Below are 20,637 nucleotides of genomic sequence, written 5' to 3'. Positions count from 1 at the left end.
AATGTTGGAAGGGGTTTGTTGTCTGAAGCACCGCTCCTACCTCTCAGAGCTTTTAACCGCAGACCGCAGAGCGCGGGACTAGGATCGACATCCCGCGGTGCCTGTTTGCGTCCCGTCTTGCGACGGAACGGATTCCCAACCAACGGAGTCCGTCCGAAAACGGACTGAGGCTAGTCAACCAAGACTTGTTGCCAAGCCTCTGACTTCAGTCAGGGGTAGTAGACGGTCTTCTGATGATGGGGCGAACAAAAGCGCAGGCAGTTTAGCACCGGATGCCGCCGCGCCTTTTGAGCCGCAACAACGTGCGGCAACACTTCTGCGTTTCCCCCTTGTTTTTTCCGCGACAGTGAGAGCGAAACCCGTTAGCATTAGCGCCCGAATGAGAATTTCCTGATCCGTCTTTTTACTGCGAAGGATTCAATCCATGCCCCGTCCGATTTCCGTCACAATTCATATGGAAGCACTGCGGCACAACCTTGCCCGGATGCGTGAAGCCGCGCACGGGCGCGATGTGTGGGCCGTTGTCAAAGCCAACGCCTACGGTCACGGGCTCAACAACGCGGTGGCGGCTTTCGCCGACGCCGACGGCCTTGCGACAATCGATATCTGTGACGCCGTCCGAGCACGCGGCTGCGGCTGGAAAAAGCGGATTCTTCTGCTTGAGGGCTTTTTTGAAAAAGACGACATCAAGGATCTGGAAAAGTACGCGATTGAAACAGTCGTTCACTCACAGTGGATGATTGACGTTTTGAGAAACGCGGCGCCCCTTAAAAACGTCCGTGTTCACATTAAGGTGAATTCCGGCATGAACCGTCTGGGGTTTCTGCCTTTGGAAGTCCCGGCCGTGCAGAGGATGCTCGCCTCAATCAAGGGCTGCGAAGTGATGGGCGTTGTCACGCACTTTGCCAACGCCGAACCGAGTTACCTCGCAGAGCGCCCGGCCTCCGTGCAAAAGCAGCTCACGCGCCTCGGGCGCCTTTCGCAGCTTGAGGGCGGCGTGTGTCTTGCCAATACCGCGGCACTTCTTTTTCATCCGGAAGTCACCGGTGACGCCGTGCGCGCCGGGATCGGCCTTTACGGCGTAAGCCCCGACAGTCACATCACGAGTAAAGAACTCAACATCCGTCCGGCGATGACGCTTGCGGCAAAAATCATCGCCGTGCAGGAAATTGCCCCAGGCGAAGCCGTGGGCTACGGCAGCCGCTGGATTGCAAAGCGGGCCTCCCGCATCGGCGTTGTAGCCTGCGGTTACGCCGACGGCTACCCGCGCTCAATGCCTGACGGTGCGCCCGTCTGGGTTGAAGGCCGGCGCGCGCCGCTTGTGGGCTCTGTTTCGATGGATATGCTTGAAATCGATATTACGGACGTCCCGGAAGCCGATGTCGGAAGCCTCGTCGAACTCTGGGGCGAACATATCGGCGTCAATGAACTCGCAGGACTCGTCGGAACAATCGGCTATGAGCTTTTGTGTGCCCTTGCGCCCCGCGTCCCTGTGCGCGTTGACGGAGACCAGTAAAAATGGCCAAACCCCGCGTCGAATACGTCTGTGAAAAATGCGGCGGCACGTCGGTGAAGTGGCAGGGCCGCTGCCCGCACTGCGGCGAATGGAACACGATGAAGGAATTCAAAATCGCGGGCGGCGCCTCCGCCCGCTTCGGTTCCGACAAACACCGCGCGCATTCGCTTATTGAAGCCACGCAGGTCATTGACCTTGCTGATGTTGAGGCCGAAGACCTGCCCCGTATCATTGTGGGCATTGAAGAATTTGACCGTGTGATGGGCGGAGGGCTCGTCCCCGGGGGCGTGAGCCTCATCGGCGGCGACCCCGGCATCGGCAAGTCAACGCTGCTGCTTCAAGTAATGAGCCGCCTCGTCGCCCAGGGTAAAAGTGCGCTCTATGTTTCAGGCGAAGAAAGCGCGGGGCAGGTCGCGATGCGCGCCAAGCGCCTCGGCATTGAGCCCCACGGGTTAAGTCTCATGAGCGAAATTGAGCTCGAAAAGATTGAAGAGGCGCTACTGCGGCTTAAACCCGAATTTATCGTCATCGACTCCATTCAGACGCTTTTTTCCAATGAATTGGACAGCGCCCCTGGGAGCGTCACGCAGGTGCGCGAATGCTCGGCTCGGCTCACACGCCTTGCCAAAACCACCGGCACCACCCTCTTTTTTGTGGGGCACGTCACCAAGGAGGGTGCCCTCGCCGGCCCCCGCGTTCTGGAACACATCGTTGACACGGTCCTTTACTTTGAAGGCGACACCCATTCCAATTTCCGCCTCGTGCGCGCCTTTAAAAACCGCTTCGGGGCTGTGAACGAACTCGGCGTCTTTGCGATGACCGACCGCGGTCTGCGCGGTATTTCCAACCCCTCGGCGATTTTCCTTTCCGAACACCGGGAAAATGTGCCCGGCAGCGTTGTGATGGTGACGCAGGAAGGCACGCGCCCCCTGTTGGTTGAAGTGCAGGCGCTTGTGGACGGCTCGCACCTTCCAAGCCCCAAGCGCCTAAGCGTGGGGCTTGATCAGCAGCGCCTTTCCATGCTTATTGCCGTGCTGCACCGCCACGCCGGCATCGGCTGCTACGATCAGGATGTGTTTGTCAACGCCGTGGGCGGCGTCAAAATCACCGAACCCGCAAGCGACCTCGCCGTGATGCTTGCGATTGCCGGCTCCATCGGCAACCGCGCCATGCCCGCAGGACTCGTTGTCTTCGGCGAAGCCGGCCTTGCCGGCGAAATACGCCCGGCCCCGCGCGGTCAGGAACGCCTTAAGGAAGCCGGCAAACTCGGTTTCAGCAAAGCCATCATTCCGCGCGCCAACGCGCCGAAAACGCCGATTGAGGGGCTTGAAGTCATCGCCGTTGACAGGCTCACCGATGCGATTGCCGCCGCACGAGACACCGCGTAAAGCCCTGCTAGAATCCTCAGACACAACGGGCGGCGCGCGCATCAGTCCCCGCCGCCCGCATCCGACTTTTAAATACAGCCTTTCTGCATAAAGAAAGGTCTTTTTCCGTTCGAGAACTTTCATGAAAATCACGAAACTGCTTTTGCCCGAATCGCAGCCCGCGCATGCGCTCCTTGTACGTGCCAAAAAGGTGGTGCTCACCTACGCCCAACGCGTGAAGACACCGGCGGAATTTTCCGTTGACGGTGTTACGTATGAAAACGCCCTCGGTGACGTTCCGCCGCTTGAAGTGGGTGACGTGCTCGTGGATGAAAAGGGATCGTTCCTTGTCGTGGAAGCGGCACCTGACGAAATCATGAAGGTTTCCGGTGACCATGAACTCATGCAGGAAGCCGTCTACGCCTTCACGGCCCGCGGCATCCGCGTTGCGCCCACCGAAGACGGTTTTGCCATCATGGCTAACGACACCTTCCGCAGCATGCTCGAAAACGTGGGCTTAAAGACCGAAACGGTGACCGAACCCTTTGTGCCGGTCGCCTTACCCCAACCCCATCATGGCGGCTGCGGATGCGGTTGCGGCGGAGATGAAGAGTGCGGCTGCGGGTGTGGTCACCATCACCATGACGATGAGTGCGGATGCGGTTGCGGCCACCATCATCACGAGGAAGACACCTGCGGATGCGGCCATCATCACCACGATGAAGACACCTGCGGCTGCGGCCACCACCATCACGATGAAGACACCTGCGGATGCGGCCACCATCACCACGATGAAGACGCCTGCGGCTGCGGCCAACACCATCACGATGAGGACTCCTGCGGTTGCGGCTGCGGTCACGACCACAAGCACGAGAAGCACTAATACATTCTCAGCGCACTTTTCATGACGAGCGCCTCCGCGCGCTCTGATAAAATGCGCGCCCTTACCGTGCGGGCGTGGCGAAATTGGTAGACGCACCAGGTTTAGGTCCTGACGCTTTTATGCGTGTCGGTTCAAGTCCGGCCGCCCGCACCACTGAATCCTTTCGGGGGAATGCCGGAAGGATTTTTTCTTTTCCCGTTCAGAAAAAACAGCCGGCACTGAGTAATACCGCAGACAACCGGCATTGTTCGCCCGCCGCCACTACATAAACCGATAGACTGCCTCAACACGAAAAAAAACACGGGCCGACACAAGCCCGAAAAACAGGGAGAGAAAACAATGCAGCGTCGTCAGTTTCTTCTTAGTGCCGCCTCCGCCGCGGCTCTGCTTGCAGTGCCCGCCGTACAGGCTGCCGGCACCACACTCAAAATCGGCGTGACGGCCGGTCCGAGCGCCGAAATTCTTGAGCACGTACTGCCCATTGCCAAAGAACTGGGCCTTACGATCAATATCTACGAATTCCAGGACTACATCCAGCCCAATGCCGCGCTTGATGCCGGAGACATCGACGCAAACATCTACTGCACAAAGCCTTTCCTTGATAACGAGAACAAGACCCGCGGTTACCACCTCGCCATTGCCGCTCCGGCCTTTACGCTGCCGATGGCCGTGTACTCCAAGAAGATCAAGAACCTGAAGGATCTGCCCGAAGGCGCAATGGTGGGTATCCCCAACGACCCCGCGATGGGCGCACGCGGCCTCATCCTTCTTGAGCAGGGCGGCCTCATTAAGCTCCGAGAAGGCGCGGGTCTCCTCGCTTCGCGTCTGGACATTGTTGAAAATCCGAAAAAGCTCAAGGTCGTAGAATTGGAAGCCGCACAGCTTCCCCACTCTTTGGACGACCTCACCATTGCTGCAGTAAACGGCAACTACGCCGCCGTTGCGGGGCTTAAACCCGGCCGCGACGGACTCTTGGTTGAAGGTCCCAACGGACCCTACGTCTGCAACATCGTTGTGCACGAGAAAAATCTCAATGCCCCGTGGCTAAACAACCCGCGCTTGAAAGCGCGGGGTTTCCTGACACGGTGCAGGCTTTCCCGTAACAGCCAAGGTTTTTGAGGCCTTGTCTGCCCGGGCGTCCCCTGCACCACAGGAACATTTAAAACGCAACCGCTCTACGGGTACGGGCTTCATCAGCTCGATCCGTCGGTTCCGGCGAAGGACTGCTTCGTCTTGCCGATTCGCTGGTTTGTACTGCACTATCGATCCGGCGTTCCCTGAGACTTGTTTGAGCCTCGCAAGCGCTGATTGCTCAGCCTTCAGATCGTAGCTGTCAGTGTCGGGATCCGCAAAATACAGGTTCATGGCGGCCGCAAGGTCGCGGTCCATGTACCAGCCCGTATCTCCCAACTGATGACTTCTCTCCCAAAGAGCCTTCTTACGGTACGTTCCCGTTTCGGGATCGTGCTGACTCGGGCGCAGTTTCCTGGGACTGACTTTCACCACACAACAGCCGGCGCTTTCAGCCTTACTTGTCATCCGGGTTATCAATCCTGCAATACCGCTTTTGCCCAAACTCTTGCCGTATCCGGCTCTCTGAAATGCTTTGTATGAGTTCTTCTCCACAATGACGGTGCCGGCCCTGCCGAACACCTGGTTAATCACTTCGCCGTGCAGGCAACGGCGGGTTTGCGCCTGGCGGCGGTACAGATCCGCAAGTTTTGCCTTTGTTGCCTTATAGGTCTTGGATTCCTTCCAGACAATCTTTTTTCCGGCGGCTTTAACGGTGCCGTCCGCGTTGTAGCACTCCCGATTCGTGTCTCTGCGGGAGCGGTCCATGGCACGTAAAAGACGCGCAATCTCCTTTTCCTGAGAGACAGTGCCCGCGCTCACCAAAATCTTTTGCTGCCACTCGGGGCTGTAAAAAGTCATGGTCCTCGGGCCCGGGTCAACAGCCACCTTGAGATCCTTGGGAGCATAAACGTGCTTGACGGGCGGTACGCCTTCGACAATGAGCTGAACAAAGTAGCGCATACGGCCGCGGATCATCCGCCGGACAAGACGGCAGTATTTGACACGCTTAAAACCGGACGGATCTGTTGCTGAAAGAAGAGCTTCTTTCTGCCAGGCATCCGGCGCTTCAGCCTTTATCACCAGATCCAGAACCTCGAGCGTCCACGTCTTGGCCTTCCAACGCAACCCTGTTTTGTTTGATTTTCCCTCAACGCTGTGCAAGCCCCGTTTAGCACTCTTAAACCGCGGCTGACCGCCCTGATGAAGTAGCCAGCGCTCAATGCCCTGCCAGACACGTGTGGCAATTTTCTGCGCTTCGTTGATGCCGATGCGCTTTGTAAAGCCGCCCTTGGCACGGTGCTCTTTCACGACATCATGCAGGGCATACTCGGAAAGGAGGGCGGACTTCTGAATTTCCTTAAACCGCTTGTTACGGTCTTTGCCCTTGGGCATCGCGGCCGTCAGCTTCCATGCTTCAGTGCTTTTCATGGCGCGCACGCGTTTCTTTGCTGTTCCAAGAACAGCATTGAAGAGCTGGCATGCATCGGAGAAGTAGGTCTCCAGTGCACTTTCCTGATCCTCTCCGGTTTTCAGGCCCAGCTCGATGACAAAGGACGGTGTGCGCGATTTCATAGCGGCTGAATATACCTTAAGCGAAAACTATGTGCATGGTTTGGCTGCGTTTGGGCCAAAATTAAAAAATTTCGAAAGCCCGCATTCCTCCCGGGGCTCAAGCCCCGGGCTTCCTGCGGGAAATTCTGTGAAGACCTTCATTAAGGCCTACCACGATCCCCGCGTAAAAGAATGGATTCTCAAGAAGTTCGAAGGCTCCGTTGTGCCGGGATTCTGATCCGCGGCAAAAGTTAACGGCAAACATCCTGAGCGGCAGAGACAACCGGTCTTTGCCGCTCATGTATTCTGCGGCCACCGTTTTTAAGTCTTTGCTTTATGTCTGACGACACGCTTTTTGCTTTTCCCCGCAATGCTTCCGGAAGCGAGCGCATCACGGCCTCTCACTGGGGGCTCGTGCACCCGCAGGTCGCGGACGGGCGCCTGACGGGATTAATCCCCTATGCCGGGGACTATGCACCGAGCCCGAACCTCGCCAAACTCGCGGCACTTTCCTACAGTGCAAACCGCATCCGCAAACCGGCGGTGCGGGAGGGGTGGCTTAAGTGCCGGGGCGGCAATGGTGAAAGCCGCGGCAGTGACCGCTTCGTGGAAGTGGACTGGGATACGGCGATGACGCTTGCGGCCGAAGCGATGACCGGGGTCTACGACAATTTCGGGCCATCAGCCGTTTTTGCGAAAAGCTACGGCTGGATGAGCCCGGGAAAAGTCAACAGTGCGGTGACTCTTGTGAACCGCCTCTGCCGCCTCATGGGAGGCTTTACGGAGTGCGTCAACAGTTACTCGACGGCCGCCATTTCCACGATCCTTCCCTATGTTGTCGGAATGCCCGATCCCAAAGTCAAAAGCTGGGATTCGGTGCTTGCCAACGCCAAATGCGTTGTCTTCTGGGGAGCTGACCCCCTCATTACCTGCGACATCGACTGGACAACGACGCTGCACGAGGCCGCGCACCACATCCGGCGCCTCAAAGAAAGCGGCATCCGCACAATCGTCATTAACCCCCTCAAAACCAAAACCGGTGAGTTTCTGGGCAGCGACTGGATCGCACCGCGCCAGGGAACGGATACGGCGTTAATGCTCGCGCTTATCCGCGAGCTCATCACAACGGGGCGCGCGGACACCGGTTTTCTCACAAAGTACACCGCAGGCTGGGAGACACTGAAAGCCTATGTTGAGGGCCGCACGGACGGCACGGCCAAGACTGCCGAATGGGCCGAAAAAATCACGGGCGTGCAAGCCCGCGTCATCCGCGAACTCGCGCAATACCTCGCCCAAAACCGCACCATGCTTATGATGGGCTGGGGTATGCAGCGCGCGCTTTACGGGGAAGAGGCCTCTTGGGCGGGCTTTGCGCTTGCCGCCGTGCTCGGGCAGATGAACCTTGCCGGGGGCGGCATCGGCACGAATTACCACTACTGCAGCGGCGGTGCGAGCGTTGGTTTTGGCCCCCGGTTAAGGGGGATCACAGGGCGCGTTGCACCGGCGCGCGCTGTGAAAGACACCGGCACACCGCTTCCCGTCATTCCGATTGCCCGTTTTGCCGATGCCTTTTTAAATCCCGGAGAGACGATTGACTTCAACGGCAGAAAAGTCACCTACCCCGATATCCGCCTGGTTCTTTGGTCGGGCGGCAATCCCTTTGCGCATCAGCCGCAGACACTGCACCTTGAGCGTGCCTGGCAAAAGCCCGAAACGGTGATTGTCACAGACTTTGTGTGGACCGCCACCGCGCGTCACGCCGACATTGTGTTTCCGGCCGCCACCGTCTTTGAGCGTAACGACATCACCGATATCGGTGTCTACAACAACGCCGGGCTCTGCACCATGCAGCAGGCCGTTCACCCGGTGGGTGAAGCCCGCAGCGATTACCGGATCTTTTCAGATCTCTCCGAAAGGTTGGGCGTGGGCGACGCCTTCACGCTGGGACGCAGCGAAACGGACTGGATCCGCACAATTTACGAAGAAGCCAGAACGAGCCCCCTGGGACGGGCAACGGGGCTTCCGGACTTTGAAACCTTCTGGAAAACGGGCCTTATCCGTTATGCGCCGGACAAAAAGGCCACGGAAACGGACGGTCTTGCCGCGTTTTTTGCCAATCCGGACGCGTTTCCCCTGGCTACCCCGTCGGGCCGCATTGAACTTGCCTCCCCGCAGATTGCCGCCATGCACTACAACGACTGCCCGGTTACCCCGCGTTTTTAGGAACGGCCGATGAAGCGCTCAAGGCTGATCCCGCTGCGCTCACGCTGATGGCGGTGAAGTCTGAAGCGCGCCTGCACAGTCAGTTGGGCGGCGTCATAACCGACGGTGACGGGCGCGAAGCCTGTGAAATTCATCCGGCGGATGCCCTTACCCGCGGCATCGCCAACGGGGACGCCGTCCTTGTTTATAACGACCGAGGCCGGCTTTTGGCCCGGGCCCGCATCACCGAAAACGTTGCCCGCGGCAGCGTCTGCATCCGTCACGGCGCCTGGTTTGATCCGGCCGATACCAGTGAAGGCCGCACCGACCGCACGGGGTGCGCGAATGTCCTCACCCCCGACACCGGCACCTCAAGGCTCGCTCAAGGCAATATCGCCTCAGGGGCCGCGGTTTTTGTGAAAAAAGCGCAAGGACGCCAGAGCGCTCCGTCCGCGTTCGGGCAGCCGGCTTTTTCACGCCCTTGAAACGCACGGGCACCGGTAAATAACGCCGATGCCCGCCAAAGCAAGGGCGTCCGCAGCACGCGGACGCCTCTCGTCAAAAGTTACTGATTGCTCGGAACCTTACCGAGCACCCCCTTCACAAAGTAATTCATCGTGAGAAGGTGCTTGTCGTCGGCGGCAGAGCCCGCCGGAATCACCGTCTTACCGGTGTTGTCCACGATGGGACCGGTAAAGACGTTAAAGGCCTGTTTTTCCATCTTGGCGTAGGTGGCGTTGATGTCGTCAACCACGGCCTTGGGGGCCTTCGGTGTAATGCCGGACAAACGCACCATGTGCAGTTCCGCGCCGCCCCACATGGGAGCCGTCTTCCAGGTGCCGTCCAACACGGCCTGGATGCGCTTGGCGTAGTACTCATCCCAGTGATGCGTCACCGCGCCGATCAGCATCGTCGGAGCCGCCTTATGCATTTCGGCGTGGTAGCTGATCACAGGGACCTTGGCGTCTTCGCCTGCAGCCGCAACGGCCTGAGAGTTCGTGTGGTGCGAAATGATGTCGCAGCCCTGACCGATCAGGGTCTTGGCGGCATCGGCTTCCTTACCCGGGTCATACCAGGCGTTGGTCCACACGACACGCACTTCGATGTCGGGGTTCACGGACTGAGCGCCGAGCGTATAGGCGTTGATGCCCTGCAGCACTTCAGGAATCGGCACCGCGGCAACGTAGCCCAGGCGCCCGTTTTTGGTCATGCTGCCCGCAAGTTTCCCTGCGAGGTAACGGGCCTGATAAAAGCGGGCGTTGTAGTAGTTGAAGTTGGGAGCGGTCTTATACCCCGTGCAGTGCTCAAACTTCACGTCCGGGTATTCCTTGGCAACCTTAAGACCCGGATTCATGAATTCAAAGCTCGTTGCAAAAATGAGCTTGTTGCCCTGGGCCGCAAGGTCGCGGATTACGCGTTCGGCGTCCGCGGTTCCCACCACATTTTCCACAAAGGTCGTCTGGATTTTGTCACCGAACTGCTTCTGAACGAGCTCACGGGCCTCATCGTGCTGCTTGGACCACCCTTCATCGGCTCTCGGGCTCGGGTAGAGCCACGCCACTTTGAGCGCAGACTTTTCCTGCGCGGCAGGAGCCGCAGCCGCCTGCTCTTTCTTTCCGTCATCACCGCAGCCGGTGATCATCACGCAGACCGCCGCTGCAGCAAGCGCCAGAGTATGACGTCGTTTCATAAGTAAAAATCCTCTTGGTGAAAATGCCGTTTGATATGCGGATACGGGGGCCCGTTCCGACCTTTGTAAGACTTACCGCGATTGTAAAAGAGCCGGCGGCACTTTTGCGCTCCCGGGCGCGAAAAACGCGGTCAGCCGCCCGCTTTTGCGTTATCCTTTCACATCTGCCCGGGTTTACTGAATACAACAACGAAAAATGCGTCTGCCCTTTGTCACTGTTCTTGCCGAAGCCGTGATGCTTGCCGCGTCACACACGCTTGCGGCCAAAACTTTTGAAACCTTCTGGAAGAAAGTCTCACCAAAACTTTCCGAAGGCGTGGCGTACGTTGACAGCCACGAGGGCGACGTTTTAAAGGCCGACAAAACCTTCCTTGAAATCATCACGCTGCGTGACCCGGAAATGACGCGCATTGTGAACGCCTGCCTCAAGGACTTTTTAAAGGGTCCGGCAAGCGACGCCGTTGAGCGCATCACGCAGATGGAAAACAAACTCTCCGCCCGAAAGGAGCGCATCAACACGTGGAAACTGGGGCTTATGTCGGCTCCGGCCTCGTCGCTTCTGCCCTTACGCGTGACCCGCAAAACCCTTGAAAAGCGCATTGTCCGGGAAAAGAAAGCCGTCTCTGACGACGAAGCCGCCATTGCCAGGGTAAAAACCGAAGCCTTAAAGACCTTTTCCGACGCAGGCGTTCCCATCACCGCCGAGCAGCTTGACGGCCTCATTTATTCGGCCGAAGGCGGCGACGTTGCGCGCGTGATGGCCGCTGCGGAAAACATCCGCACGATTGAAAAGGAACTTGGGCGCCTTCTGGCCGGAGGTGACGCCACCTGTGAGCAGGCCAAAAGCTACACGGGCTTTCTCATGATGAGCTACCGCGTCTACCTTGAAGCAATCGAGCGGGCACTGCACGCCATCGAAAAAACATATTTGGTGCGCCTTAACACCATCAAGCAAAGTGCCGGTGAGCAGATGATGCTTGCCGACCAGCTCATGAGTAAAGCCAGAAAGGTGAGTTCCGCGGCAAAAAATAACCGCGACATCAACGCCAAGACCATTGAACTTGCCGAACTCTACGAAGGCCACCTCATGAACCGTTCTGCCGAACTCAAACGCCTTCACCGCGAGATGCAGATTAATTTTGAGCTTGCCGTCAACACCTTCCGCACGATTAAGGTGGGAGGCGAACTCATTGACGTGATGAAAACCTCCGAGCGGGATCTTAAAAGCATCTTTGAATTTGACGCCCCGCAGTTCTCGGCCTTTTACGACAAGACCCTCAGAGCCGAATTTGCCGCCATGACCCAGAAAATCCGGGCCCAGTAACAAGCAGGTCAAAGTCAAAAAAGGCTGCCTTCGTCGCTGTGACGGGCAGCCTTTTTCGCATTCGGGCGCTTTATTTTCCGGGCGTAAAGGTTTTCCCGAGTCCCGCGGGCACGTTCATCGCAATCCACTTGGGGTTGCGGCTAATGAAAACCAGCACAAGAATCGTCGCAAGGTAGGGGGTCATCGCCATAAACTGCGAGGGCACGCCGATACCGGCCGCCTGAAGGTTTAGCTGCAGCATCGTGACGCCCCCGAAAAGGTACGCCCCGAGAACAATCCGCAAAGGCCTCCAGGTGGCAAAGGTCACTAGCGCAAGAGCAATCCAGCCGCGCCCGACCGTCATCCCTTCAGCCCACAAAGGCGTATAGACAAGCGAGAGATAAGCCCCGGCAATCCCGGTCATGAGTCCCCCGAAAAGAACCGCTGAAAACCGGATCGTGCGCACGGAGTACCCGAGGGCATAGGCCGATTTCGGCGACTCACCGGCAGCTCTGAGAATCAGGCCCCAGCGGCTCTTATACAGAAACCAGGCCGCGGCCCCCGCGGCGATCAGCGCGAGATAGACGCCGATATGGCAGGAAAAGAAGGCTTCACCGATGAAGGGAATATCCTCCAGAAAGGGAATTCCGGCCGTAGCGCGCGAGGGCAACGACACGCCCTGCAGAGGCTGACCGGCAAAGGCGGCAAGCCCCGCCCCGAAAATCGCCATCGCAAGGCCCGCGGCGTTTTGGTTGGCGTAAAGCCCGAGCGTGAAAAAGCCGAAAACGGCGGCCAGAAGCACCCCGACAAGCCCCCCGGCAATGAACCCCAACATAAAGGAGCCGGTCGCAAACGTAACGCCGAACCCGGCCACGGCCCCCATCAGCATAATGCCTTCAATACCGAGGTTTAAGACCCCGCTTTTTTCGTGAATGAGAATCCCGATGCCGGCAATAAGCAAAGGCGTTCCGGCATTTAAGGTGGCGGCAATCAATGCGGCAACAGCACTCATTTCAGCGATCCTTTGCGGGTAAAGCCGCACCAGACGGGTTTGTAGAAAATCCAGACATCACACAGAAGCAGGAAAAAAAGCAAAAGCCCCTGATACACCCCTGTAATCGATGAAGGGAGTCCCAGACGGCTCTGTCCGAGTTCACCCCCGAGGTAAAAAAGCGCGAGGATAAAGGCGGCCGGAATGCAGCCCACGGGGCTCAAACGCCCGGCAAAGGCAACGATAATCGCGGCAAAACCGTAACCGGGCGAGAGGTTAAGCGTTAACTGCCCCACGGGCCCGGCTGCTTCTGAAATTCCGGCCACGCCCGCCAAGGCCCCCGAAGCGAGCATCACGGTCCACAAAAGCCGCGGGGGTTTAAAGCCAGCGTACTTAGCGGCCATCGGAGCCATACCGGAAACCTTAATCTGAAAGCCGATGAACATCTTGTTCATCATGAGCGCACAGGCAACGGCAAAAATGACGGCGAGGATAAAGCTCCAGTTAAGGCGCCCCAGCCCCGGCAGTGTCGCTAATGAAGCGGACGCCGCAAAAATCGGGGACTGCGGAAAGCCCAGGCCTTCGGGGTCCTGCAGCGGCCCCTGCACGCACCAGGCAAGGAAAAACTGCGCGACGTAAACGAGCATGAGGCTCACGAGAATTTCATTGGCATGAAACCGGTCTTTAAGTAACGCGGTGACTGCGCCCCAGAGAGCGCCGCCCAAGGCACCCGCGATGAGTACCACGAGGATGTACCAGGACCCGGCGCCTTCGGGGCACTGCAGTGCCGCCCAGCCGCCCAACACGGCGCCCGCCAGAAGTTGCCCCTCGGCGCCGATATTCCAGACGTTGGCCCGGTAGCACATCGTAAGCCCCACGGCACACAAAAGAAGCGGCGTCATCTTTACGCCCACTTCACACCACCCTCTTAAGGTTTCCAGTGGTGCCACTAAAAAGACGTAGAGCGAGGTGAGCGGATTTTTGCCGAGCACGGCAAATAAAAGGGCTCCGGCAACAACGGTGAGAACCAGGGCCGCCACGGGTGAAACCCACCGGAGACAGCGGGAAGGTTCAGAACGGGCAATGAGCTTAATCGGAAAATGCATGACTTAAGCCTCATGAATAACGGTGTCGGCGGCGGGATGCCTGAACGGCGACACCGCCCAGAGACCGGCCATCCACAGACCGATTTCTTCAATGGTGATGGAGGTAACGGGGACCGCCGGCGACAGATACCCGCGGTACATCACGGCGATACGGTCGCAGACCGCAAAGAGTTCATCGATTTCTTCACTCACGACCAAAAGGCCGGCCCCCTCGGCGCGCAGCTTTAAAAGTGCGTTGTGAATGACGGCCGCGGCCCCTACGTCCACGCCCCAGGTGGGCTGGTCGATCATGAGAACCCCGGGATTATTGAGAATCTCGCGGCCCACGATGAATTTCTGGAGGTTGCCGCCGGAAAGCGCCCCCGCCTCTTTTCTAATCGACGGCGTGGCAACCCGGAACTTTTCAACCACTTCCCGGGCAAAACTTTTGACGGCCTCGGTACGTATAAAGCCTCCGTGGTGAAAACCGTCTCCGGTTAAAAGGGCGTTACTTTCAAGGCTTAATTCCGGCACGGCCCCATGCCCGAGGCGCTCTTCGGGAACGTACCTAAGTCCCATGCGGCGGCGGGCTGCCGGGGCTTCTCCGGTGACGTCCTTCCCGAAAAGCCGCACCGAGCCCGCGCTCGGTTTCAGTTCCCCGGACAAGACGCCCAGAAGGCGGGACTGGCCGTTACCGCTGATGCCGGCAATGCCGATGATTTCGCCGCGGTGCACGGTGAGTTTGATGTCGGTAAGGCCGCAGACGTGTTTGCCGCCCGCAAGCGTTATGTGGCTTACTTCAAGAACCTTTTCCCCGGGCTCCCCCGTTTTAGCCGCCAGTTTCGGCGGTTCCGCGCCGATCATAAGGCGCGCAAGCGCGTCTTCGGTTTCCTCTTTGGGATTCACGGTTGAGACGACCTTACCCTGCCTTAAAACCGTGCAGCTGTCGGCAAGATCCCGGATTTCATCGAGCTTATGGGAAATAAAGAGAATGGAAACGCCTTCTGAGGCAAGTTTTCTGAGGGTCTCAAAGAGCTTTTTCACGGCCTGAGGCGTTAAGACCGAGGTGGGCTCGTCCATGATGAGAAGCCGGGGCTTGGTCATCAGAGCCCGGATAATCTCCACGCGTTGCCTCTCACCCATCGAGAGGTCCGCGACAAAGGCATCGGGATCAACCGAGAGACCGTAGCGCTCACCGGTTTCCCTCACCGCCCGCACAGTCTCTGCCAGCGTCTGCTTAAGATCTGAGCCGAGCTGAACGTTCTGCGCAACCGTGAGCGTCTCAAAAAGCGCAAAGTGCTGATGCACCATGGCAATCCCCAGGCGCCGCGCCATCGAGGGCGATGCAATATCAACGGGCTTGCCGTCAAACTCAATCGTGCCCGAATCGGGGTGCTCGGCGCCGTAGATGATGCGCATGAGCGTGGACTTGCCTGCACCGTTTTCGCCCAGAACCGCTAGGACTTTTCCGGGGTCCACCGAAAGACTCACACCGTCATTGGCGCGGACTCCGGGATACGTTTTGGTGATGCTGACAAGCCGCAGTCGCGCAGTCATGGGGGAAAACCTCTTTGTCGGGGGCCTATGGAGGCCAAAACAGAATTGTCGGGATTGTAGCGCGGCCAAGCTCTATTACAGAGCAGACTCGCTTCGGGCAATTTTTTCACGCCTTCCGGGCCGTTTGCCGAAACGCCGGAGCACGCCGCAGCATGCGAAATTTCACCATTTCCTTGCGCTTTTAAAAAATCTCAGTAAAATGCGAAGTCCCGTCAGTGATGACGGTCATAAGTGTGCGCCGGTAGCTCAGTTGGATAGAGTACCTGGCTACGAACCAGGGGGTCGCGGGTTCGAATCCTACCCGGCGCACCAGAAATTCCTTAAAAACCGTGAAGCCGCAATGCCTCACGGTTTTTTGTTTGCCCGAAAAAACGCAAAAAAAAGACCGCTGAGCCGTGAGGTTCATGGTTTCATGAACCGGGCATCTCTTTCGCATCGTCCCTTTAGGTCATCAGATGCTGTCTTCTGCCGGTGTCTTTACCGGTACCGTCCCGTTTCCCCACGCGTGAACCCGAAGGCCCCTGCGTCCGTGACCGCACCTCACCGGCCGCCTTTTGCGGCGTTTCAGCAACACTCTGATGATCCTTCGATGCGAAAGAAACGCCGCATAAGGCTGCAGCGGTCTCAACATACCACCAAAGGAGATGTCATCGGCGAAACGGTTTCCCTGCCGTCTCTGCCGGGACACCGTCATTTAACCACAAAGCACAGAATAAATCCAATAGATTTAAAGTTTTGGCGTATTTGATTGCCTAAAGATACAGTTTCTTAAATCCATTAACAATTACTGTTTGGGTCAAGCCAATATACCTCCCAATAGGTATAAATCGGCACAGTTCTAATTTCAGATCCGCGCCGCGCAAGGATTTACATTTTCTATCTAGGCGTTTTCTCTAAGTCACCTCCCTGTTCAAACCGCTTTCGGGCGCGGTAGGATGAAGCCGTGCGCTGGTTCGGCCCAACAGCCGCAAGGCCTGGCCGGCTTTTAAAGGCGAGCCACCCCGCTCCCTTTTCCGGCACATGTTTGTACAAACAAGAAGAAGTCCCGTAAGAGCAGGAGGAAATAAAAGTGAACCGCGTTCAGCTGATCGAAAAGATTGCCGCCGAGCACAACATCAGCAAGGCTCAGGCAAGCCGCATTTTGGCAACGGTGACCGACACCATTACCGAACACGTCAAGAATGACGACCCCGTGACGATCGTCGGTTTCGGTACGTTTAAGCTGCAGCACAAGCCCCAGCGCACCGGCCGCAATCCCGCCACCGGCGCCACGATCACGATTGCTGAAAAGTACGTGCCGAAGTTCGTTCCGGGCGCAGCCTTTAAGGCCGCCGTCGAACGTTAATTTCGTCAGCGTCACCGCGCTTTAAGCGCGAAGGGACAGACCGATTGCGGACCTGTCCCTTTTTTGTACCCGGCAAAATCGTAGAATGCACCCGTCCGTACCCAACACAATAATGCATTCAATCATGACGTCAGCAACAGCTGCCCGGATCGTTTTCGCGGCGGGCCTAGCGGCCCTCGTGCTCACCGGCTGCAAAACCCTCACGGGAAACCTCCCCACGGAGGCGGACCTTGCGGAAATGGCCCGCAAAATGCCCGGAGAAACCGCCATCCGCGAACGCTTTGAGGAAGTGGCGGCAATTTACCGCGAAATCTGCACGGCTCCCGAATACGCCGGTTACTTTGAAAAAACCCCGTGCCTTCCGGCGATGGCCTCACGCCGTCAGTTAAATGACAGAAGCAAAGCCCTGGCCCCGGAAATCGAGCAGATGCGGCGCGTGGCTGAAGAAATCGCGGAGCTCAACAGCACGACGCGGCACCTTATGACCGAAAGCGGCATCGATTCCTACGTCAGAGCCGCCGCCCGTGCCGACGAAGAAATCGATCCCCTCGTCCGAAAAAACCAGGATGACTTGGCCGGCCGGCGCACTACCTGGGGTGAATACAACCGGCGCAGAATCGAACTCATGCAGATGACGCAGGAAAATACGCCCCAGCTCGTTGAAGGCGAAACAGTTCCGACGGAGGCTCAGCAGTAATGTACAGAATGGCGGTTTACGGTAAGGGCGGCATCGGAAAGTCCACGACCGTCAGTAACGTCGCAGCGGCACTTGCCGCCGACGGCATGACGGTGCTTCAGATCGGGTGCGACCCCAAGGCCGACAGCACGATTGCCCACACAGCGGGCGTGCGCATCCAAAGTGTGCTCGACGTCTTAAGGCACAAAAACGCATCGGCCGTGCGGCTTGAGGACATCGTCACCCGCGCCCGCGACGGCGTCTGGTGCGCTGAAGCCGGAGGCCCCACGCCCGGCACGGGCTGCGCGGGCCGCGGCATTGTCGCGGCGTTTGAGTCGCTCACCGCATGCCGCGCCTTCGAAGAGATCAAACCCGACGTGGTGCTCTACGACGTTTTGGGTGACGTTGTCTGCGGCGGCTTTGCCATGCCGATCCGCAAGGGCTACGCCGAAAACGTGTTTATCGTCACTTCCGGCGAAAACATGGCCGTTTACGCGGCAGGCAACATCGCCATGGCCGTGCAAAGCTACAAAAACCGCGGCTACGCGAGGCTCTCCGGCCTCATTCTCAACCGCCGCAACGTCGCAAACGAAGACGCCAAGGTGGACGACCTTGCCGCAACCATTCAGGCGCCCGTTATCTACCGGCTGCCGCGCGACGGTGTCGTGCAGGCCGCCGAAGACGCGCATGCAACCGTTTTCGCAGCCTTTCCCGACACACCGATGGCCGCGCACTACAAGACGCTTTCACGTGAGTTACTCAAAGCCGCAACACCGGCTGAAAGCGCTTCGGTCATCCGTATTTCCGCGGGAGAACTCTGATGCCCCTGATTAACCGCCCGTGCGTGACGCCCGGGGTTGAAGTCGGAAAAGCGACGCTCCCCCTCACCTACAGTCAGGGGCTTGAATACAGTGCCCCCGCGCGCGGCACCTGGACCATCATGCACCTAGGGCTTCTGATTCCCGAGACGCACATCATCTTTGTCTGTGCAAGGTGTTGTCTGAGAGGCGTTTCGATGTCCGCGGCGGAACTGCGGGCCATGGACCGGTTTTCAACGATCACGATTGAAGACAGCAACCTTCTGGAAGGCAACACCGAACGTATTCTCATTGACGGCGTCACGGACATTATCCGCAAGCTTGCCGTGCGCCCCAAAGGCGTCATCATCTACACAAGCTGCGTGCATGAGTTTGTGGGAAGCGACCTCACCTTCAGCTTTGAAAAGCTCCGCGAGACCTTTCCGGACATCGCCTTTGCCGACGGCTACATGACGCCGATTCTGAGAAAGCGCATTACGCCCGATATGCGTAACCGCCGGCAGATCTACACAATGATCCGGAAAGCCCCCGACACTCTCAGAGACAACGGTGTAACGATTGCCGCGGACGTCCGTCCCTTAAAGGAGCACTCCGACGTCCGGCGCGTGGTGCAAACAGCCCGCCGCCCCTGGCGCACGATCACGGCAGCCGCCACGTGGGAGGCGTATCAGGCGCTTGCACGCAGTGAATTTGTGCTCACGGTGAACCCGAGCGGAAAAGCCGCGCGTGAGTGGATGGCGGAAAACCTCGGCATGAAACCCATTGCCCTTTCCTGCGGCTGGGACTTCGATGAAAACGAAGCGATGCTCACGGGGCTTGCCGCCACACTTGGCGCCGAACTTAACTGGAAAGACGCCCGGCAGGCAGCCGATGCGGCACTTAAAAAGGCACAAAGCATCATCGGTGACACGCCCGTTGCCATTGACTACACCGCAACGATGCGTCCCCTGTCGCTCACGCGGCTTCTCATCCGTTACGGCTTTAACGTGGTGCGCGTCTACTGTGACACGGTTTTCCCGCAGGAAACGGCGGACTTTGAGGCGCTTAAAACGGAAAAACCGGCGTTAAGACTCATGCCCACCACCGCGGTCGGCATGGTGCGCGCCCGCACCCCTGAAAACACAAAGACCCTAGCCGTCGGGCAAAAGGCCGCGTGGTTTGAGCACACGGATCACTTTGTGAATATGGTCGAAAACGACGGCGCCGACGGCTTTTCCGGGATCACGTATCTCGCCCAAAGCCTCACGGATGCGTTTTTACACCCCAAAAACGCCCGCGACATCATTCAGATTAAGGCGCTCGGCTGCAGTGCGGGAGGCTGTCTGTGAAACAAACCAACGTGTGGCTGCCGGTGTACGCAGCGGATAATTCTGCGGTTTGCTCGGCGCTTTATGAGTTGGGGGGCCTTATCGTCATGCACGATGCCTCAGGCTGCAACTCCACCTACACCACGCACGATGAACCGCGCTGGTTTGACCGGCCCGCGGACGTCTTTATCACGGGACTCACCGAAGCCGATGCGGTTCTCGGTAACGAGCAGCGCATGATGGACGACATCGCGGCTGCGGCACGTGAAGTCAATCCCGAATTCATCGCCATTGCCGGTACCCCGATCCCGATGATGATGGGGTGCGACTACGACGGCATTGCCCGGGAGCTTGAATCCCGCACAGGCGTCGTGAGTTTCGGCGTCGACACAAATGGCACACTTGACTACGTCTCCGGTGCCGGCAAAGCCTTTGTGAAACTGGCGGAGCGCTTTGTTAAGCCCGCCGCCCGCAAAACACCGCACCCGAAACTGCGCGTCAATGTAACGGGCGTCACGCCGCTTGACTGGTCGGTAAACGGGGCCCCTGAAGCCATTGAGTCCTTTTTAAACGATGCCGGTTTTACCGTGCAGTCAAACTGGGCGATGGGCGAAAATGCCGCGCTTAACCGCATTGCGTCCGCGGCCGAAGCCGACGTGACGCTTGCCGTGACGGCTTCGGGGATTCCCCCTGCCCTCTGGCTTTATGAACACGCAGGTGTCCCCTTTGTCATCGGAGCTCCCGTCGGGGATTTTATGGCGCAGACCATTGCCGCAAAACTCACCGAAGCCGCACGCAGCGCGAAAAACATCAATCTCGCCAGCGACTGCCGCGGCAACTGGACCGGTAACGAAGCACCTCAAACCTGGGTCATCGGTGAGGCGGTCACGTCCGCCGCCCTTCGCGCGGCGCTTGTGAAGGAAAAGGGCCTTACGCGCGTGGCGGTGGCAACACCGCTTACGGCCCCCGACTTTGTGCTCGGTCCCCGGGACGTGCGAAACGCCGATGAAGACACGTTCCGGACGATTCTTCCGAAAGCCAAATCGCTTATTGCCGATCCCTTTTACGGGCAGTTTGTGAAAAAGCTCACCGAAACGCCCCCGTCCGTCACGGACCTGCCGCACGAAGGTTTGTCGGGCCGTATCTGGCGCAGTGCCGTACCCAACCTTATCGGGCACCGGTTTTCAGCGTGGCTTGACGCCCGAAGCAACCGGGCGCCGCTACTGTAGGCCCGAGGCGACTACACTTTAAAGATCCTCTTTTTATTTTCTG

General features: G+C 58.2%; 17 protein-coding genes and 2 tRNA genes. 14 read left to right on the top strand and 5 right to left on the bottom strand.

Translation table 11 applies throughout. From position 1 onward, the window contains the following. Positions 1 to 424 precede the first annotated feature (424 nt). From alr to BQ7486_RS05965, 5 genes are all read left to right on the top strand, one after another. Complete coding sequence (gene alr, locus BQ7486_RS05985) at positions 425 to 1,516, top strand: alanine racemase (protein ID WP_022373992.1); 1,092 nt, start codon at positions 425 to 427, stop codon at positions 1,514 to 1,516. A 2-nt stretch (positions 1,517 to 1,518) separates the two neighbouring features. Beyond that, positions 1,519 to 2,904, top strand: a complete 1,386-nt coding sequence (gene radA / locus BQ7486_RS05980; protein ID WP_022373991.1) for a DNA repair protein RadA — start codon at positions 1,519 to 1,521, stop codon at positions 2,902 to 2,904. A 121-nt stretch (positions 2,905 to 3,025) separates the two neighbouring features. Further along, positions 3,026 to 3,766, top strand: coding sequence for an urease accessory protein UreE (locus tag BQ7486_RS05975; RefSeq protein WP_022373990.1), 741 nt, complete (start codon positions 3,026 to 3,028; stop codon positions 3,764 to 3,766). Positions 3,767 to 3,834: 68 nt separating this feature from the next. After that, positions 3,835 to 3,919, top strand: a tRNA-Leu gene (locus tag BQ7486_RS05970). Positions 3,920 to 4,105: 186 nt separating this feature from the next. Further along, entirely contained in the window at positions 4,106 to 4,885 is a 780-nt protein-coding gene (locus BQ7486_RS05965) for a MetQ/NlpA family ABC transporter substrate-binding protein (RefSeq protein ID WP_084765721.1), read from the top strand. On the opposite strand, the gene BQ7486_RS05960 is transcribed toward BQ7486_RS05965, so the two are convergent. Continuing rightward, positions 4,811 to 6,412 carry a zinc ribbon domain-containing protein gene (locus BQ7486_RS05960; protein WP_074009337.1) on the bottom strand — a complete coding sequence of 534 codons (1,602 nt, stop codon included), beginning with the start codon at positions 6,410 to 6,412 and terminating at the stop codon, positions 4,811 to 4,813. The genes BQ7486_RS05965 and BQ7486_RS05960 overlap by 75 nt on opposite strands. A gap of 315 nt (positions 6,413 to 6,727) precedes the next feature. On the opposite strand from BQ7486_RS05960, the gene BQ7486_RS05950 reads away from it, so the two are divergent. After that, a complete protein-coding gene (locus BQ7486_RS05950) occupies positions 6,728 to 8,614 on the top strand; it encodes a molybdopterin-dependent oxidoreductase (RefSeq protein WP_235836745.1) in 1,887 nt (628 codons plus the stop codon). A 47-nt stretch (positions 8,615 to 8,661) separates the two neighbouring features. Next, positions 8,662 to 9,078 (top strand): molybdopterin dinucleotide binding domain-containing protein, encoded by a 417-nt coding sequence (locus BQ7486_RS12230; protein WP_235836744.1) that lies wholly within the window; start codon positions 8,662 to 8,664, stop codon positions 9,076 to 9,078. 80 nt (positions 9,079 to 9,158) lie between these two features. Here the strand turns inward: BQ7486_RS12230 and BQ7486_RS05945 are convergent, their stop codons facing one another. After that, entirely contained in the window at positions 9,159 to 10,283 is a 1,125-nt protein-coding gene (locus BQ7486_RS05945) for a BMP family ABC transporter substrate-binding protein (RefSeq protein WP_074009335.1), read from the bottom strand. 196 nt (positions 10,284 to 10,479) lie between these two features. On the opposite strand from BQ7486_RS05945, the gene BQ7486_RS05940 reads away from it, so the two are divergent. After that, complete coding sequence (locus BQ7486_RS05940) at positions 10,480 to 11,607, top strand: hypothetical protein (protein WP_022373986.1); 1,128 nt, start codon at positions 10,480 to 10,482, stop codon at positions 11,605 to 11,607. A 70-nt stretch (positions 11,608 to 11,677) separates the two neighbouring features. On the opposite strand, the gene BQ7486_RS05935 is transcribed toward BQ7486_RS05940, so the two are convergent. The 3 genes from BQ7486_RS05935 to BQ7486_RS05925 are packed head-to-tail and all read right to left on the bottom strand — an operon-like array spanning position 11,678 to position 15,219. After that, the gene (locus BQ7486_RS05935) at positions 11,678 to 12,598 is read right to left on the bottom strand and encodes an ABC transporter permease (RefSeq protein ID WP_074009334.1); all 921 of its coding nucleotides are present in this window, start codon (positions 12,596 to 12,598) and stop codon (positions 11,678 to 11,680) included. After that, on the bottom strand, positions 12,595 to 13,683 hold the full coding sequence (locus tag BQ7486_RS05930; protein WP_022373984.1) for an ABC transporter permease: 1,089 nt from the start codon (positions 13,681 to 13,683) through the stop codon (positions 12,595 to 12,597). Before BQ7486_RS05930 ends, BQ7486_RS05935 begins: the two co-directional genes overlap by 4 nt. 3 nt (positions 13,684 to 13,686) lie before the next feature. After that, entirely contained in the window at positions 13,687 to 15,219 is a 1,533-nt protein-coding gene (locus BQ7486_RS05925; RefSeq protein WP_074009333.1) for an ABC transporter ATP-binding protein, read from the bottom strand. Between the two features lie 235 nt (positions 15,220 to 15,454). Between BQ7486_RS05925 and BQ7486_RS05920 the strand changes: the two genes are divergently transcribed. From BQ7486_RS05920 to BQ7486_RS05895, 6 genes are all read left to right on the top strand, one after another. After that, positions 15,455 to 15,531 (top strand) — tRNA-Arg (locus BQ7486_RS05920). A gap of 757 nt (positions 15,532 to 16,288) precedes the next feature. Beyond that, on the top strand, positions 16,289 to 16,564 hold the full coding sequence (locus BQ7486_RS05915; protein WP_022373982.1) for an HU family DNA-binding protein: 276 nt from the start codon (positions 16,289 to 16,291) through the stop codon (positions 16,562 to 16,564). Between the two features lie 124 nt (positions 16,565 to 16,688). Continuing rightward, positions 16,689 to 17,261: a hypothetical protein gene (locus BQ7486_RS05910; protein WP_022373981.1), complete on the top strand. Its 573-nt coding sequence runs from the start codon at positions 16,689 to 16,691 to the stop codon at positions 17,259 to 17,261. Positions 17,262 to 17,269: 8 nt separating this feature from the next. Next, entirely contained in the window at positions 17,270 to 18,061 is a 792-nt protein-coding gene (locus tag BQ7486_RS05905) for a nucleotide-binding protein (protein WP_204207001.1), read from the top strand. After that, the gene (locus BQ7486_RS05900; protein ID WP_074009330.1) at positions 18,061 to 19,386 is read left to right on the top strand and encodes a nitrogenase component 1; all 1,326 of its coding nucleotides are present in this window, start codon (positions 18,061 to 18,063) and stop codon (positions 19,384 to 19,386) included. Before BQ7486_RS05905 ends, BQ7486_RS05900 begins: the two co-directional genes overlap by 1 nt. Continuing rightward, positions 19,383 to 20,594, top strand: a complete 1,212-nt coding sequence (locus BQ7486_RS05895) for a nitrogenase component 1 (RefSeq protein WP_074009329.1) — start codon at positions 19,383 to 19,385, stop codon at positions 20,592 to 20,594. The genes BQ7486_RS05900 and BQ7486_RS05895 overlap by 4 nt, the downstream gene beginning before the upstream one ends. Positions 20,595 to 20,637 lie beyond the last annotated feature (43 nt).

Origin of the sequence: Duodenibacillus massiliensis, assembly GCF_900128485.1 — a bacterium.
GTDB lineage: Bacteria > Pseudomonadota > Gammaproteobacteria > Burkholderiales > Burkholderiaceae_F > Duodenibacillus > Duodenibacillus massiliensis.
The sequence above is the reverse complement of the archived record's forward strand: the minus strand, read 5'-3'. Positions and strand labels throughout refer to the sequence as shown.